We start from the raw sequence: 14,086 nt of genomic DNA on the forward strand, positions 1-14,086 counted from the left end.
TCCAAAACTCCTTCAACACACAGGTTTATGGCAATTGGCAACGATTATTCATCGTCATCATCATCAAAATCATCGTGATCATCGTCAAAATCAGCGTCGATGTCACCATTCGCAGGGCGGAGATTCAAGCGATGCAGCAAGCGCACCGCCAAAGCCCAGCCAGCTTCCGAAAAGTGCATGGTTTGTTTGTCGTGGCTGGTGGCCAACAATTCGAGCATCGCCCGATATTGGGGTGGCAAGCTAAATTCGAGTGGCAAGCTGTAACTGCCATCGTCATTGATGCTGCTATCGATTTCAATATCGGCATCGTAGGTGGCATGGGCATAGCCAAGCAACACGCCAGCATCTTCGCTCAAGGTCGCTAATTGCGCGCTATCATTCGGCAAGCGCTCAATCCGAAAATAATCGCCGCCAGTGCGCGAACGACGACGGCGGGCAACCCGATGTTCTTCAAAAGCCACAAACAAGCGTGAGCCGTTGGTTTGGGCTTCGACAGCTTGCCATGTCAACGTTTCGCCATCAAAGCGAAACCATTGATCGCGTGCTCCGGTCTCGATTTGCAACAGATTGCCTGGTGCTTGCACATTCGGCATTTCTGGCAGCCGATCGATTTTATCCTTGAGCGTGACAACCCGATAATTGCGGGTGCGCAAACGGGCAATCAAGCCCAAGCCACGGGCTGATGTGAGGGTAAACGAGTGGCCATTGACTGTGCCCTCGCCCCGCAAAATCGGAATCATCGCCGTATCGGCAATTAAAAAGGTATTGACGCTCACTTCTTCAAGATCTGGCCGACGAACCATCTAGGAATCCTCCTGAATTCGGTTAAGATACGGTGCTGCGTAGGCGTGGCACATGGCAACGGCAAGGGCATCGGCGGCATCATCGGGCTTGGGAATATGATCCAAATTGAGAGTCATTTGCACCAGATGTTGCATCTGCTTTTTGTCGGCGTTGCCATATCCAACCACGGCCTGTTTCACAGACAACGGTTTATATTCAAAAATTGGCAGTTTGGCTTGGCGCAACGCAAGCAAGGCCACGCCCCGCGCATGGCTTACGGCCATGGCAGTTGTCACATTTTTGGCAAAAAAGAGTTCTTCAACTGCCGCAACCACAGGTCGATACTCGGCCAAAACATGGGCTAAATCATTGTAAATGGTCACTAAGCGATCAGGCAATGGCTGTTTGGCTGGCGTGGTAAAAGCACCATAGGCAATCATCGTCAAATCGCTGCCATCAGCCTCAATAATGCCCCAGCCCATAATTGCTGTACCTGGGTCAATCCCGATAATTCGCATTCTGCTTCCTCAATGATCGTGCTGCTTGCATTATAACGGGTTTCGCTATTCAGCCCGTCCGCGTCCTGTATCGCCATAGCCAGTCAGTTCAACGTAGCCATAACCGGTCGCAGTGCCGCTAATCGCCACCGAGCCTTCCCAATAGCGAATCGTCAGCGGCATTTCTTGGTTGGCAACTTGCGGCGTAATGCTCAATTCAAGTTGTTCGCTGGGCAAGCTCAAACGCCATTGGCCTGGATACTGAATGCCTTGCTCGCTTTGCCATTGCTTGGTTACTTCGAGGGTTAGCTCGCTCTGAGCAATTTTGCGGGTCGAGCCATCGGCCAAGGTCAACATTCCACCCGATAGATGGTTGATTGAGCCATCTTGATTGCGAATATTGAAGTAGGTCAGTTCGCGTTGGTCATCAAGCTGGATTGCAAACCAATCCCAGCCAACCGCTTGACCTTCGAGCGCCCCCGAACCCCATTCGTGATCCATCCATGCTTTGCCAGTTACCGCAATTTCGCGACCATCAATGGTCAGCGTGCCGCTGGTGGTCATGTTGGTTAGCGAATAATAATACGAAGCATTGCCCAGCTCAGCACCTTTTTGGCTCAGGCCACGATCGCCTTGCAAGGTTGGGGTTTTGCTCGATTCAAGTTTGAGGTTAAGCGCAATCGGTGCTTGCTGCGCTGTGAGCTGCATGGTCATGCCTTCGGGGCCGCTGCCAACTGCCTGCCAATCTTCAACAAAAACCTTGAAAGGATCACCAGTTGCATTGGCCAGTTGGGGATTGCCACGCATAAAGCGCTCGAAGGCATAAAAGCGTTGATTGGCCACATCGGTTAATCCCAAGTGCGCCATATAAATGTCGCTGGTTGCCAAACTCGCGGTGCGACTAATCACCTGATCGGTGGCGGCTGAGCGAAAAAAGGTCAGTTGAAAGCCAAAACGCTGGCCATCAGCACTGACCAAATTGCCAGTGTAATACCACCATTCGGTGCGATAGCCAGCATGCAGGCCATGATCGGCGGGAAACTGAAATGGTCGTGGCTCGGTTGCGCGCACATAATCGCCCTGATTGGCTTGGCTCAACATCCCAACGGCACTGATCGAGGTTTGAATTTCGGTTTGGCTTGGTTGCAACAGCCACCAAGCGCCACCAGCAAGCACAGCCACAATCAGCAATGAACCTATAATCAAACGTATTCGCATACGACGTTACTCCTTGAAAACAGCAACGCATCCAGTGCAATGCTGGATGCGTTACATAGCAATCGTATCACGAAATTAGCTTATGAGAATAGCCAAATTAGGCCGGCAACCACCAAACTAAGCAAGCCAAAGAGTACAAAAATGCGCCGTTGAACGCGTGAAACACCACTAAAATCAAATGGCACTTGATAATCGTTGGTTGCTGGCAGTTGTTGCAACAACATTGGCCAAAGCTTAGCGATGTTTGCCCAGCGCAATGGATTGATAATCACAATCGTATTGCGCAGATCCTCGCTGGCTAAACGCCGCAGCTGTGGCTCGGGCAAATTGGCATGAGGCTGGCGCAAAATGAGGTAAGGCAGGGCTAGCCCGGCGATGCTCTGCAACGTGCCAACTCCTGCAACCTGCTCCCAATCAATCGTCACGGTATGGCCTGATTGTTTGATGATCAAGTTGGTTGCGCTGATGCTGAGCCGCTGATTCAGCCCCCGCCCAAGCCAAATCAGGATGCCGACTAAAAATAAGAGGCCAATCCCAAGTTTTACGCCTGGCGCAGTTAAGGCTTGTACGATCAGCATAATCAGCAGTGCGCTAGCCAATACAATAAAGCCGATGGTTGGCCACCAAAAACGCGGACGAATAGTTATTATATGTTTGGTCATGGATTATTGTAAGCTCCATGCTAGCAATGCTGCACCTAAACCAAGGATAAAAATTGCATACGGTAATATTGTATCCCAGCTTTTGCCAGCTATAGGCACAAACAACTGGTTTTTGGGTTTAAATGGAACTTTTGTTCGAATACGTTTAATGATTCTTGTATGATTTTCCCAAGCATCTAAAATAATCGCTCGATTACGATAATATTTGGGTAGATTTTGGCTATAGGGTAAATTTGGTAATTTCAGAGGTTGATTTAATGTAATGTAATGAAAATTACGATGGTAATTTGTGAATTCTTGGATATCTTCAATATCATTCCAATATATAAAAATATTCTTTTGAAAAATTTGGTAAATAATTAATCCATTATTAGTAACAGATAGTCTAGCGTATAGCCTATTGATCATATTAATTAAGCCAAGCGATAGATAGATACATAAAAATAATATTGTTTTTAATTCAAATGTATTATCGAAAAATAGAAATAATGGTAAGAAAATACATATAATAATACCAATTAAGATTAATCTATGATCTTTTGTTCGAAAAACTTCGTTTTGCATATATGAAATCCTTTATGGATTTATAATCCTAGCCCCAAAGAATAAGCAGCGGAATCATAATTGGAATCATAATCAGCGAAAATAAAAACACTCGTTTCATATAGTCCGAAAAACTAACCGTAAAAGGTACAATAAAATTATTATCTGCTGCCGATTGCATGTTTTGTTCTGCCAAATGCTTAATTTGCTGATGATTATCCCATTCTTGCAATATTAATGTACGCCGATGATATGGTTTAGGAATAATCGAAGGAAAAAGCGAATCCAACAAATCAATATCACGCTCAAAAAAGATATATTCAATTGGCCGATTGGATAGAATAAAATAGTGTAGATTTGAAATTTCATGCCATTTTGCAGTTTTAGTAGCATTAAACAAGCGTTTAACCGTAATCCCGTGTTCATCGACGATTAATTTTCGATAGTATTCGCTCAATGAAAAATACGCATACAACACAGACATAACAATAAACAGTACTGGAAATTTTCGCAGATTAAACATTGTTTTATAGACGATAATCATAATAATCAATAGAGCAAACCAGCCTATTGTGATTAACATTGTCTTTTTAAGCTTAGCTGCCCTAAATGTCATCGGTTGCATAAATCCCTTACCTAAATCTGAATATTGAATTTAACCCGAACTTGGTCGAATGTTTGCTGTTCGAGCTGCTGCTTGATCAATTCAAGCAATTCTGCGCTACGCTCCCAGCGATCAAGGTAAATCACCCGATAGGCATGATTATCGTTTGTCAGTTGGTTAATCAGTTGCTCGGCCACCAATTGGTTGGCTTGCTGCACGACCAAATATGGCCGTGGTTCGTGATCATGCTCAGTATAATTGATATAGGCAACCTCGTTCCAGCTAACCAACGTGCGCTGTGGCATTTGATACATATCGAGACCATGCTCGCTCACAATAATTCGTTCACGCGATTTCCAGAAGAGATTGATTAATAGCAAAACTAAACCAAGATTAATCACATATAATTCAATTTTTGCTGGCTCGCGAATCAGCCATAAGCTAAACGCTACTAATAAAAATCCACCAATCAAGCCAAAATTTGGCAATAACAAATGATCATTACGCTTAAAAATACGTGTTTACATATTTAGCTTAATCTATATTTGAATAGATAAAAAATAACCATTAGAAAAAATAAATATGTGGAAATTTAACCTTATTTCACAAATATAGTTCCTTAAAACAAGAATATAATTGTTAATGTTGCTACAATAAGACTAACAAGCATAACAATGAGGGCAAGCTTGGTGGTCGCAGTTTGACGGGTGCTGCTAAATGGCACAAACAGCTGATTCTCCGAGTTTTGGGATGGTAGCTGCTGCTTGATTAATTCTTGGACTTTGCTTGCTTGATCCCATAGATTAAGAATTAAGGTTGTTGCTTGGTTGGCTTTTGGTACATCGACATACTCTAATGGTTCGACAAGCGGAATTGGTTTGCGTAAGACGAGATATTGCACTTCTCGCGTGCCAAGCTTAACCTGCTGCTGCCCAATAATATCGGCCCACTCAATTTGAATCGGTTGGCGGAAGATGCGCCGAATAACCAAGCCATCTTGATCAATTAGTAATCGCGTCGTTAAGCCATTAATTTGGCTTAGGATGAGAATAATACATGAGATAAGCACAAATAGACTGCTATAAATATTTGTTGCTAGCCAAATTCCCAGTAAGATAATCGCAACTATCAAAACAAACAGCTTTGTTTTATACTTTGCTAATTTGAATACATGCTCTTCCATAAAAATTCCTTTTTATAATATTGAATCTGATCTTAGATTGAACCGATAATCAGTAGAGCTGTTAAATTTATGATAATAATATAAAAATTGATTTTATCGTAATACATAAAGCTTTTTGGATATTTTTTAATCTCTGGAATGACATGATATGAATCGTGATTTTTATATACTCGATGATAGATTGCTTCAAACAATTGTTGCTGTTTATTCCAACCTTCAAGGGTAATGGTACGGTGTTGTTGCTCAGGTTTTACTTCCATCAGCTTAACTTTTGGAAACTTAGCAATCGGCTCACGCAATACGATAAAGGGAATCAAGGTGAAGAGTTTCCCATTGGCAATCCCTACTGATTCGATTGCATTCCAAGGAATAAAAGCTCGCTGCCAGCCGCGTCGAATCAATAAACCTTTATCGCTAATGCGCAATAATGCGGTTGCTTGAACGAGACTTGGCAGCGCGATGGAAAGAAATATCCATATGACTCTTAATCCCGAAAATTCAAAAGACTGAGCAATTGTATAAATCAAAAATAGGACGATCGCCAAATAGGTTATGCCATAGAGGCGATAAGCCGAGCGAAAATTTAGTTCGGATGATTTAATCGAATCGTTTGCTGCTAGCATGCTGTCTCTCATTGTTCAAATCAATCGCTAGCCATTACGTAGGTAGATCTTTCAAAGTTACAAGCTTTAGCGAAATGTATTTAAGATGAACAGTGCGATTGCAATGGCTAGCGGAATGAGCAATGGTAAGGCTTTGCGCAAATTGTTCTCAACTGTAAATGGCACAAACAACTGATCAGCTGGGCTTTTGGCTGGCAAATGTGGCTCAATTAATGTTAACAAGCGGGTTGGTTGCTCCCAAGCCTCAAGAATAAAAATATTGGCCCGAAATTCCTTGGGTATAAAAATTGGCCTAATTGAGGGTATGGATTTGCGCAAGAGAAGATAGCGGATCTCACGCTGACCAAGGTTGAAATAGTGTTGCTCAAGGATGTCATCCCACGTAATGCGCAGATCGTCACGCAATAAGCGCCGAATAATCAGACCATCCTGATCAACAATTAATTTGATGCTTAACTCATAGATTGTGCTAGGCAAACTGACGAGAATGAGCAGCGTAAAGATCCAATTCAGATCGAAATTACTATAGATTAACATAATAAGCATTAATATTTTAACCAAGCCGATGGCGATAATTATTCGATAATTGTTGACTTTAAATGTAGCTGAATTCAATTTCGTGCTCCTATTTCAAGATTAAATAGACAAAAATCGATATACCGATAAGTAACAAGTAGCGATAAAAATTTTGATATGAATGAAACATTTGCAGACTTTTTGAGAAATCTGGAATGACCTGCAATTGTTGATTAGTCGCATTCAGGCTTGCATGCAAAGCTTTGGCGATTATCTCTGAATTGGCCCAGCCTTCCAAGGTTAATGTTCGTTGCTGTTGTTCTGGGGTTAGTTCTTTGATTTTAACGCTTGGTAAGCCTTTAATCGGCTCGTATAAGACGATATACGGGAGATTGATGCGTTTACCAACGACACCGACACCGAATGCTTCGACTTGCTCCCAATTAATTGCAAAGTATTGCCAGCCCCTGCGCATCACCAAGCCTCTGGCACTAATATCGAGATACGAAATGCTATTGACTAAAAACTGAATAAAGATAATTGGATAGATGATCATATTCAAGCTAGTAGTCCAATTACTTGTTGGATAACCTGTTGTTGCGACTATAAGGATGAACAGGGACAGAGAGATAACTACCAATCCAACTTGGAGGCGATGATAGGGTGGGCGTAAGCGTTGTTTGAACGGTGCTGATTGCATAAGTTCTCTCTCGGTACTCAACAGAATCGCTACTCTTTACGGTATCCAGAAACCAAGGTTGCAGCAGCAACCGGGTTGGCTGCTGCTGCGCGGTTGCGGTTAAATGCCTTGGCTTAGAATAGTATCGATCATAGGGCCAAGCTCTTCAGTGGTAATTCCACCTTCATATTTGTTGACGATCGTGCCATCTTTGCCCAGCAAAAACAACCATGGCTCGCTTTGCAAGCGCCATTCGCTCATTGCTGGCACCAACAACGGCGGATTAGCTTGGACTGATTCGCTAAATGGGAATTTATAAACTTCAACGTGGATGAAGTTCATTTTATCGCCATAGGTTTTTTGCAAACTGCCCAAAACCGTGACGCTTGGCCCACAGGTAGCGGTTTTGCAAAAGCCTGGTGTGCCAAACAAGATAGCGGTTGGTTTGCCGCTCTTAATCGCATCGGCAACACTCAATTGATATAAGGCTGGGTTTGGCTTGGGATCAGAGCTAATTTGGCTGAGATCGGGGTTGGTTTTCACGGTTGGAGTATCGACCGCAATCGCTTTGCTGCCAAGCGCCGGCGTTGGATCTTGGGCGAGCACTGAAAGCCGCAAGGTGCTAACGGTTGGGGTTTGGCCTGGCAAGGTTGCCTCGACCTCAACGCCCCAATCGCCTGCCTTTTTAAAATCGGGGTAAGTTACATAAATGCCTGCTGGCAAGCCTTGGCCAAAATATTCGGCGCTGCCTTCGCCTGCAACTTGGGTTTTCTCAGCATCGGTGCCATCAAGATAGTACAAGCGCAATTTTACCTGCACTTTGGGATCGTTGATTGGCGAGCCATCGACGATCAAGCCAATTGGCAAGCGATTGGGGCCGACCACCAAATTGGAGGCCGCCAACACTGCTTGGACGCGGCTTTTTGTCACAGGGGTTGCGGTTGGAGTTGCTGCGCCACAGCCCACCAAGCCAAAAATAATCACACCATATAAAACACGCCACCAACGCTGCATACTTGTGCTCCTCATACGGATTAATTGGTTATAGCTGCCAGCCAAAAATACTGACAATCTTCACTCTAGCACAGATTCAAGCGAAGACTATCAGTTACGCAACCGACCAAGCGCTCAGCCAGCCAAGGGCTATGCTACAATCGGGCTACGATTGCGATGCCCTAGCAAGGAGGCTGTGATGTCGCTGTATTTTAACTCTGATCATGAAATGTTTCGCCAAACCATCCGCCGTTTTGTCGAACGTGAAATCAACCCATTTGTTGAGCAATGGGAGCATGAACGCTGTTTTCCAGGCCATGCACTCTTCAAAAAATTAGGCGAATTGGGTGCGTTGGGCGTTTCGTACCCCGAAGCCTATGGCGGGGCTGGCCTCGATTATTGGTATAACGTGGTTTTGGCCGAGGAAGTTGGCCGCGCCGATTGTGGCGGTGTGCCAATGGCCATCTTGGTGCATACCGATATGGCCACCCCAGCCTTGGCCGAATTTGGCAGCGACGAGTTGCGCCAACGCTTTTTGGCTCCCGCGATTCGCGGCGAATTGATCGCCGCCGTTGCCATCTCCGAGCCTGATGCTGGCTCCGATGTCGCGTCGATTCGCACCCGCGCTGTGCGTGATGGTGACGAATATGTGATCAACGGCAGCAAAATGTGGATTACCAATGGCACCCAAGCCGATTTTATTACCTTGTTGGCGCGCACCAGCGATGAAGCAGGTTTCAAAGGTATGTCGTTGATTATTGTGCCAACCAACACGCCAGGCTTTCATGTCTCGAAAAAGTTAGAAAAATTGGGCAATCATTCCAGCGACACCGCCCTGTTAGCCTTCGATGATCTGCGTGTGCCGATTGCCAATCGGATTGGTGAAGAAGGCCAAGGCTTTGGGCTGCAAATGCAGCAATTTCAAAAAGAGCGCCTAATTGGCTCGGTTTCGGCGGTTGCAGGTATGGAGAAAATCGTTGCAATGACGATTAATTATTGCCGCGAGCGCCAGACCTTTGGCAAAGCCCTAATTGAAAACCAATATATTCATTTTCGCTTAGCCGAGTTGTTGAGCGAGATTGAAGCCCTGCGCCAGCTTAATTATCATTGCACCCGTTTGTTGATTGCAGGTCACGACATTACCAAAGAAGTTTCGATGGCCAAACTCAAGGCTGGGCGTTTGGTGCGCGAAGTGGCCGATAGTTGCTTGCAGTTCCACGGCGGTATGGGCTATGTTGAGGAATATCCGCTGGCGCGCTATTTTCGCGATTCGCGCTTGCTCTCAATCGGGGGCGGTGCTGATGAAATTATGTTGGGGATTATTGCCAAATATGCTGGGATGATCGGCAAGCGTCGGTAATTGAGCGGAGGAATATACCCTCACCCCAACCCCTCTCCCGTGTGCGGGCGAGGGGCTTTAAACCGTGGTTCTTGCGCAATGCGTCGGTAAAAACGATGCTCCCCCTCGCCCGTGTTTTCGTGGGAGAGGGGGTTGGGGGGTGAGGGAACACCTATCAATCTTGTTGTTCGACCAACATTGGCACACGAATGATGATTTGGGTGCCTTCGCCAGCAGATGAACGAATTTCAAACGAGCCGCCAGCGAGGGTTGCCCGCTCGCCCATATTCAATAATCCAAACGAGCCACGTTCTTCATACGAGGTTGTGATGCTTTGCAGATCAAAGCCGATGCCACTATCGCGCACAACTGCGGTCAGCATGTTGCGCTCGCTATCTTGAAACAGCTCGATCCAGACCATCGAGGCTTTGGCATGCTTGCGGGCATTATTCACCGCTTCTTGAATGATCATAAAGGTTGCGGCGGCGGTTTGTGGAGCCAAGCGGCCAATGAAATTGCCTGGCGTAAACCGCACTTGCATGCCCGAAGGATCGCGGAACTTGCTGGCATATTCGTGCAAGGTTGCAATCAGACCTTGGGTTTCGAGGCCCAGCGGGCGTAGCTCAAACAACAGGGTGCGCAACTCTTGATAGGTTTTTTTGACCAACGAGGCTAACGAATTCAGCTCATCTTCAACCCGCTCAGGCATTGCGTGCATCAATTTTTTGATGAACTCAATATTCATCGAAATCGCTGCGATCGATTGAGTTGGGCCATCGTGCAAATCGCGGTTGATTTGGTGGCGCACTTCTTCTTCTTTGCGAATCAAGCGATCGCGTTCTTCTTTGAGTTTGGTGTAGAGATTGGCGTTTTCAATCGAGATTGCCGCTTGGTTGGCCAGCATCGAAAGCGTGCGCAAATCGTGCTCGGTAAACGGGCCATTGCGCTTGTTGACGGCCTGAATCACGCCGACGGTGCGCTCGCGCGAACGAACTGGCACAGTCAGAATATTGCGGGTTTGGTGGGAAATATCGCTATCGACTTGGCGATAAAAGCGCGCATCGTTCTGCGGATCATCGACGATCAAGCCTTGGCCGTGGGTCACAACCCAGCCAGCAAAGCCTTGGTCGATGGGCATGCGATAGGAGCGTAATTCTTGGTTGTTGCTCGATGGCGTTTCAAAATATAGCTCTTGATGCACGTCATCAACCAACAGCAACGAGGCGCTTTCGCTATCGACAATTTGGGTTACTTTTTCAATAATTGTGCGCAAGAGGCTGCGCAAATCGATGTCGCTGGCAATCGATTGGCTCACTTGATAGAGCAAATTCATCTCATCAAGCTCGCTGCGGGTGGTGTTGAGCAAGGCTACGCGATCGGCGGCTCCGCCAGCAACGCCGACCAAAAGCAGCGCCAATTCGCCCTCGTTTTCTGGTGATACGCGGTCGGCTGAGACAATTAAGTGCAACAGGCCAACCTCTGCATCGCCAGAACGCAAGGTTAATTCGACCAAGGCTAGCTCATCGTTAATCCCATAGACCCCTAAATCCTGCTCGCCGCCAGTGGTGCGCTCAAACACCGATCGAGCCTGTTCAATCATCTCATAGCCATCGGCAGGCAATGCGCCATGCTCCAACGAAAACGGCGCATTCATCGGATCGATATAGAGCAATGCGCCCGCTTGGGCAGGCCAAAATTCAATTAAGCGTTGCAAAAACGATTCAAGCAATGCTTGCGGATTTTGGTAGGCCGTTGCGGTGAGCAACTGACTAAATGTTTGCCAGCGTTGAGCATCGAGAGTTATTGATGGCATTAGCGAGCCTCCTTGCAGTATCAACTCAATCTACCCTAGCCGTGCAACAGCGTCAAGCCTTGAGCATCTATGATTTGGATTAGCAATTGTGAGCAACCCAAACTCAATCAACTAATCGTTATGTTGATTAACTGTGGATGCTCAAGTGCGCAACCCAAGCCTTATTTCCAAAACAGATAGCGCGCACCGATGATAAATAGGAACGCCCCATAGAACTTTTTCATGGTTGCTGATGAAATTGGCGCAGCAATTTTGGCCCCAAAATAGGTTCCGAGCAACAAGCCAATGGCAATAATGATCGATGCTCGCCAATCCAAATTGCCTTCTTTATAGTAAACAAACGCGCCTAGCAAGCCAACAGGCAAGATCTGTGCGCCAATTGAGGTGCCAGTGGCAAATTTCTGATCGAGCGCCAGCAACAAGACCATGGCCGGAACCATAATTGCGCCGCCGCCAATCCCGAACATTCCGCCAGCCACGCCAGCGACCAAGCCAATTAGTAGCAGATTGATAATCATGCCAACGCTTAAGGTAATCACGCGCTTTTGCTCCTTTGGTTGCTGATCCATTGATTCCTCCATTGACAGCTTGACGCTATAATAGCGCAAACCGACGACTAACTTAGCACCGAATAGGAATCTACTTTGGAATTATTATATGGACGAAATGCAGTTTTAGAGGCGTTGCGCGCCAATCGCCGCAAATTGGGCCGTTTGCTAGTTGCCGATGGCATCAAAGAAGGCGAATCGATGCAGGCGATTAATGTGGTGGCTCGCGAACGGCGGATTCAAGTTGCCAAAGTGCAGCGCGGCGAGCTTGATAAACGCACTGCTGGCGCGAATCATCAGGGCATTGCGCTTGAATGTGGGCCGTATCCGTATGTTGAGGTTGATGATATTATCGAGCTAGCCCGTGAGCGTGGCGAGCAACCGCTGATTTTAATTTTTGACCACTTGCAAGACCCGCAAAATATTGGCACGCTGATGCGTACCGCCGAAATTGTCGGCGCGCATGGCATTATTTTTCCCGATCGGCGTTCAGCCAGCATTACGCCAGCAGTGATTAACGCCTCGGCTGGGGCGGTTGAGCATTTGTATGTGGCCCAAATTACCAATATTTCCCAAACCATCAAGCACCTGCAAGAATACAATATTTGGGTCGCTGGCGTTGAGGACGATGAGCGGGCGGTCGATTTTGATCGAGCGAATTTGCGCGGCGCTTTGGCCTTGGTGATTGGCGCGGAAGGCCCAGGCTTGGCTCGCCTAACCCGCGAGCGTTGCGATTTGTTGTTGCGTTTGCCAATGCGCGGCAAAGTTGCCTCGCTCAATGCTGCCACCGCTGGCTCGATTATTCTTTATCACGCTTGGCGAGTGAGGGCACAGTAGAACATAGAACATAGAGCATAGAACATAGGAAATTTGGCTATAGGCTCTTGGCTAGCGGAACATTTTCTTGGATTCTCACAATTGTGCATCCTATAGCCAAAAGCCTGTAGCCCATTACCTATCGATGTTTAACGCAGCGGCGCAGAGAATTAATGGCTATAGGCTATGTGTAATGGTTCATTGGATTGGCAATCAAGAACATGCCCTCACCCCCAACCCCCTCTCCCACTGAACGCGGGCGAGGGGGAGCAGACCCTTTTTACCACGTATTGCGGCAGAACCATGCGGTTAAAGCCCCTCGCCCATTGGATGGGAGAGGGGTTGGGGTGAGGGGATCAGGCCGTAGTTAACCTGATGAACCAGTACAGCTATGGGCTAGCGGAAGATTTGGATTCCAGTGGTCGTGTATCCGCTAGCCAAAAGCCTATAGCCTATAGCCTCATCCTTCGTGGATCAAAAATCAAAAGCCAAAAGCCTTTAGCCCATAGCCTAAATATCGCCCGTGGAGAACCCCATGCTACGCAACAACGAACTCTGGATCGCGATTGCCATCGCGGTAACATCAACGATCATCGCGCGGTTGCCAGTGCTGCATTGGCTGGTGTATCCGTTTGAGCTGTTCAATACGTTTGTGCATGAGCTTGGCCATGGCTTTGCCACCCTGCTGACTGGCGGCAAATTCGATCGTTTCGAGGTGTATGCGAATGGCGAGGGCGTGGCTTGGACAGCTGGCGGCATTCGCTGGATTGTAGCTAGCGCAGGCTATTTGAGCAGTGCTTTGGTTGGCGGAGCCTTGCTAATTCTGTCGGCGCGTGGCATTAGCGCCAATCGGGTGACATTAATTATTGGGATTGCGCTGTTTGTGCTGTGTGGCTTGTTTGTGCGCAATCTATTTGGCATTTTGGTGGGCGTGCTGCTAGCAGGTGCGTTTATTGCTGCCAGTTACAAATTGGCTTTGCATTTGAATGAATGGCTGTTGCTGATTTTGGGTGTGCAGACCATCTTAAATGCGCTCGATAGCTTATGGGATTTGCTGCGGCTCTCATCCTACCGCCGCCACGTAACCAGTGATGCCTTAATTATGCAGCAAGCGACGGGCGTGCCAGCGATTTTATGGGCCTTGGTTTGGAGCGGCATCGCGCTATTAATTTTGTGGCAAGCCATCCGATTTGCCTACTTCCGTGACATTTAGCCCATTCAAGCCGCGCCAGATGTGATATGCTCTAGGGGTGATCGAAGTAACCCGGA

17 protein-coding genes are annotated in these 14,086 nt (G+C 46.9%); 3 read left to right on the forward strand and 14 right to left on the reverse strand.

The features are described 5' to 3' along the window. Nucleotides 1-44: 44 nt before the first annotated feature. The 12 genes from JOD20_RS12950 to JOD20_RS13005 all read right to left on the reverse strand — a co-directional run bounded on the left by JOD20_RS12950 (nucleotide 45) and on the right by JOD20_RS13005 (nucleotide 8,322). Nucleotides 45-803 carry a hypothetical protein gene (locus JOD20_RS12950; RefSeq protein ID WP_204755657.1) on the reverse strand — a complete coding sequence of 253 codons (759 nt, stop codon included), beginning with the start codon at nucleotides 801-803 and terminating at the stop codon, nucleotides 45-47. After that, nucleotides 804-1,301 (reverse strand): crossover junction endodeoxyribonuclease RuvC, encoded by a 498-nt coding sequence (ruvC, locus tag JOD20_RS12955; protein WP_204755658.1) that lies wholly within the window; start codon nucleotides 1,299-1,301, stop codon nucleotides 804-806. Between the two features lie 45 nt (nucleotides 1,302-1,346). After that, nucleotides 1,347-2,498: a lipocalin-like domain-containing protein gene (locus JOD20_RS12960; protein WP_204755659.1), complete on the reverse strand. Its 1,152-nt coding sequence runs from the start codon at nucleotides 2,496-2,498 to the stop codon at nucleotides 1,347-1,349. A gap of 80 nt (nucleotides 2,499-2,578) precedes the next feature. Beyond that, nucleotides 2,579-3,160: a hypothetical protein gene (locus JOD20_RS12965; RefSeq protein ID WP_204755660.1), complete on the reverse strand. Its 582-nt coding sequence runs from the start codon at nucleotides 3,158-3,160 to the stop codon at nucleotides 2,579-2,581. 3 nt (nucleotides 3,161-3,163) lie between these two features. Further along, nucleotides 3,164-3,724: a hypothetical protein gene (locus JOD20_RS12970; protein ID WP_204755661.1), complete on the reverse strand. Its 561-nt coding sequence runs from the start codon at nucleotides 3,722-3,724 to the stop codon at nucleotides 3,164-3,166. A gap of 28 nt (nucleotides 3,725-3,752) precedes the next feature. Then, nucleotides 3,753-4,328, reverse strand: a complete 576-nt coding sequence (locus JOD20_RS12975; protein ID WP_204755662.1) for a hypothetical protein — start codon at nucleotides 4,326-4,328, stop codon at nucleotides 3,753-3,755. 11 nt (nucleotides 4,329-4,339) lie between these two features. After that, entirely contained in the window at nucleotides 4,340-4,795 is a 456-nt protein-coding gene (locus tag JOD20_RS12980) for a hypothetical protein (RefSeq protein WP_204755663.1), read from the reverse strand. Between the two features lie 131 nt (nucleotides 4,796-4,926). Continuing rightward, entirely contained in the window at nucleotides 4,927-5,376 is a 450-nt protein-coding gene (locus JOD20_RS12985) for a hypothetical protein (RefSeq protein ID WP_204755664.1), read from the reverse strand. Nucleotides 5,377-5,522: 146 nt separating this feature from the next. Continuing rightward, nucleotides 5,523-6,113: a hypothetical protein gene (locus JOD20_RS12990; RefSeq protein ID WP_204755665.1), complete on the reverse strand. Its 591-nt coding sequence runs from the start codon at nucleotides 6,111-6,113 to the stop codon at nucleotides 5,523-5,525. A gap of 66 nt (nucleotides 6,114-6,179) precedes the next feature. Then, nucleotides 6,180-6,728, reverse strand: coding sequence for a hypothetical protein (locus JOD20_RS12995; protein ID WP_204755666.1), 549 nt, complete (start codon nucleotides 6,726-6,728; stop codon nucleotides 6,180-6,182). Nucleotides 6,729-6,738: 10 nt separating this feature from the next. Then, nucleotides 6,739-7,329 (reverse strand): hypothetical protein, encoded by a 591-nt coding sequence (locus tag JOD20_RS13000; protein ID WP_204755667.1) that lies wholly within the window; start codon nucleotides 7,327-7,329, stop codon nucleotides 6,739-6,741. Between the two features lie 99 nt (nucleotides 7,330-7,428). Continuing rightward, a complete protein-coding gene (locus JOD20_RS13005; protein ID WP_204755668.1) occupies nucleotides 7,429-8,322 on the reverse strand; it encodes a hypothetical protein in 894 nt (297 codons plus the stop codon). Nucleotides 8,323-8,506: 184 nt separating this feature from the next. Here JOD20_RS13005 and JOD20_RS13010 point away from each other — a divergent pair, with 184 nt between their 5' ends. Continuing rightward, nucleotides 8,507-9,661: an acyl-CoA dehydrogenase family protein gene (locus JOD20_RS13010; protein WP_204755695.1), complete on the forward strand. Its 1,155-nt coding sequence runs from the start codon at nucleotides 8,507-8,509 to the stop codon at nucleotides 9,659-9,661. 154 nt (nucleotides 9,662-9,815) lie between these two features. Here JOD20_RS13010 and JOD20_RS13015 read toward each other — a convergent pair whose 3' ends face one another. Together JOD20_RS13015 and JOD20_RS13020 are read right to left on the reverse strand one after the other, a co-directional pair. Beyond that, nucleotides 9,816-11,453: a GAF domain-containing sensor histidine kinase gene (locus JOD20_RS13015; protein WP_204755669.1), complete on the reverse strand. Its 1,638-nt coding sequence runs from the start codon at nucleotides 11,451-11,453 to the stop codon at nucleotides 9,816-9,818. Nucleotides 11,454-11,614: 161 nt separating this feature from the next. Further along, the gene (locus tag JOD20_RS13020; protein ID WP_204755670.1) at nucleotides 11,615-12,022 is read right to left on the reverse strand and encodes a sulfite exporter TauE/SafE family protein; all 408 of its coding nucleotides are present in this window, start codon (nucleotides 12,020-12,022) and stop codon (nucleotides 11,615-11,617) included. 75 nt (nucleotides 12,023-12,097) lie between these two features. Here JOD20_RS13020 and rlmB point away from each other — a divergent pair, with 75 nt between their 5' ends. Together rlmB and JOD20_RS13030 are read left to right on the forward strand one after the other, a co-directional pair. After that, entirely contained in the window at nucleotides 12,098-12,838 is a 741-nt protein-coding gene (rlmB, locus tag JOD20_RS13025) for a 23S rRNA (guanosine(2251)-2'-O)-methyltransferase RlmB (protein ID WP_204755671.1), read from the forward strand. Nucleotides 12,839-13,352: 514 nt separating this feature from the next. Next, on the forward strand, nucleotides 13,353-14,030 hold the full coding sequence (locus JOD20_RS13030; protein WP_204755672.1) for a M50 family metallopeptidase: 678 nt from the start codon (nucleotides 13,353-13,355) through the stop codon (nucleotides 14,028-14,030). Nucleotides 14,031-14,086: the final 56 nt, after the last annotated feature.

Source organism: Herpetosiphon giganteus, from assembly GCF_016907925.1.
GTDB lineage: Bacteria > Chloroflexota > Chloroflexia > Chloroflexales > Herpetosiphonaceae > Herpetosiphon > Herpetosiphon giganteus.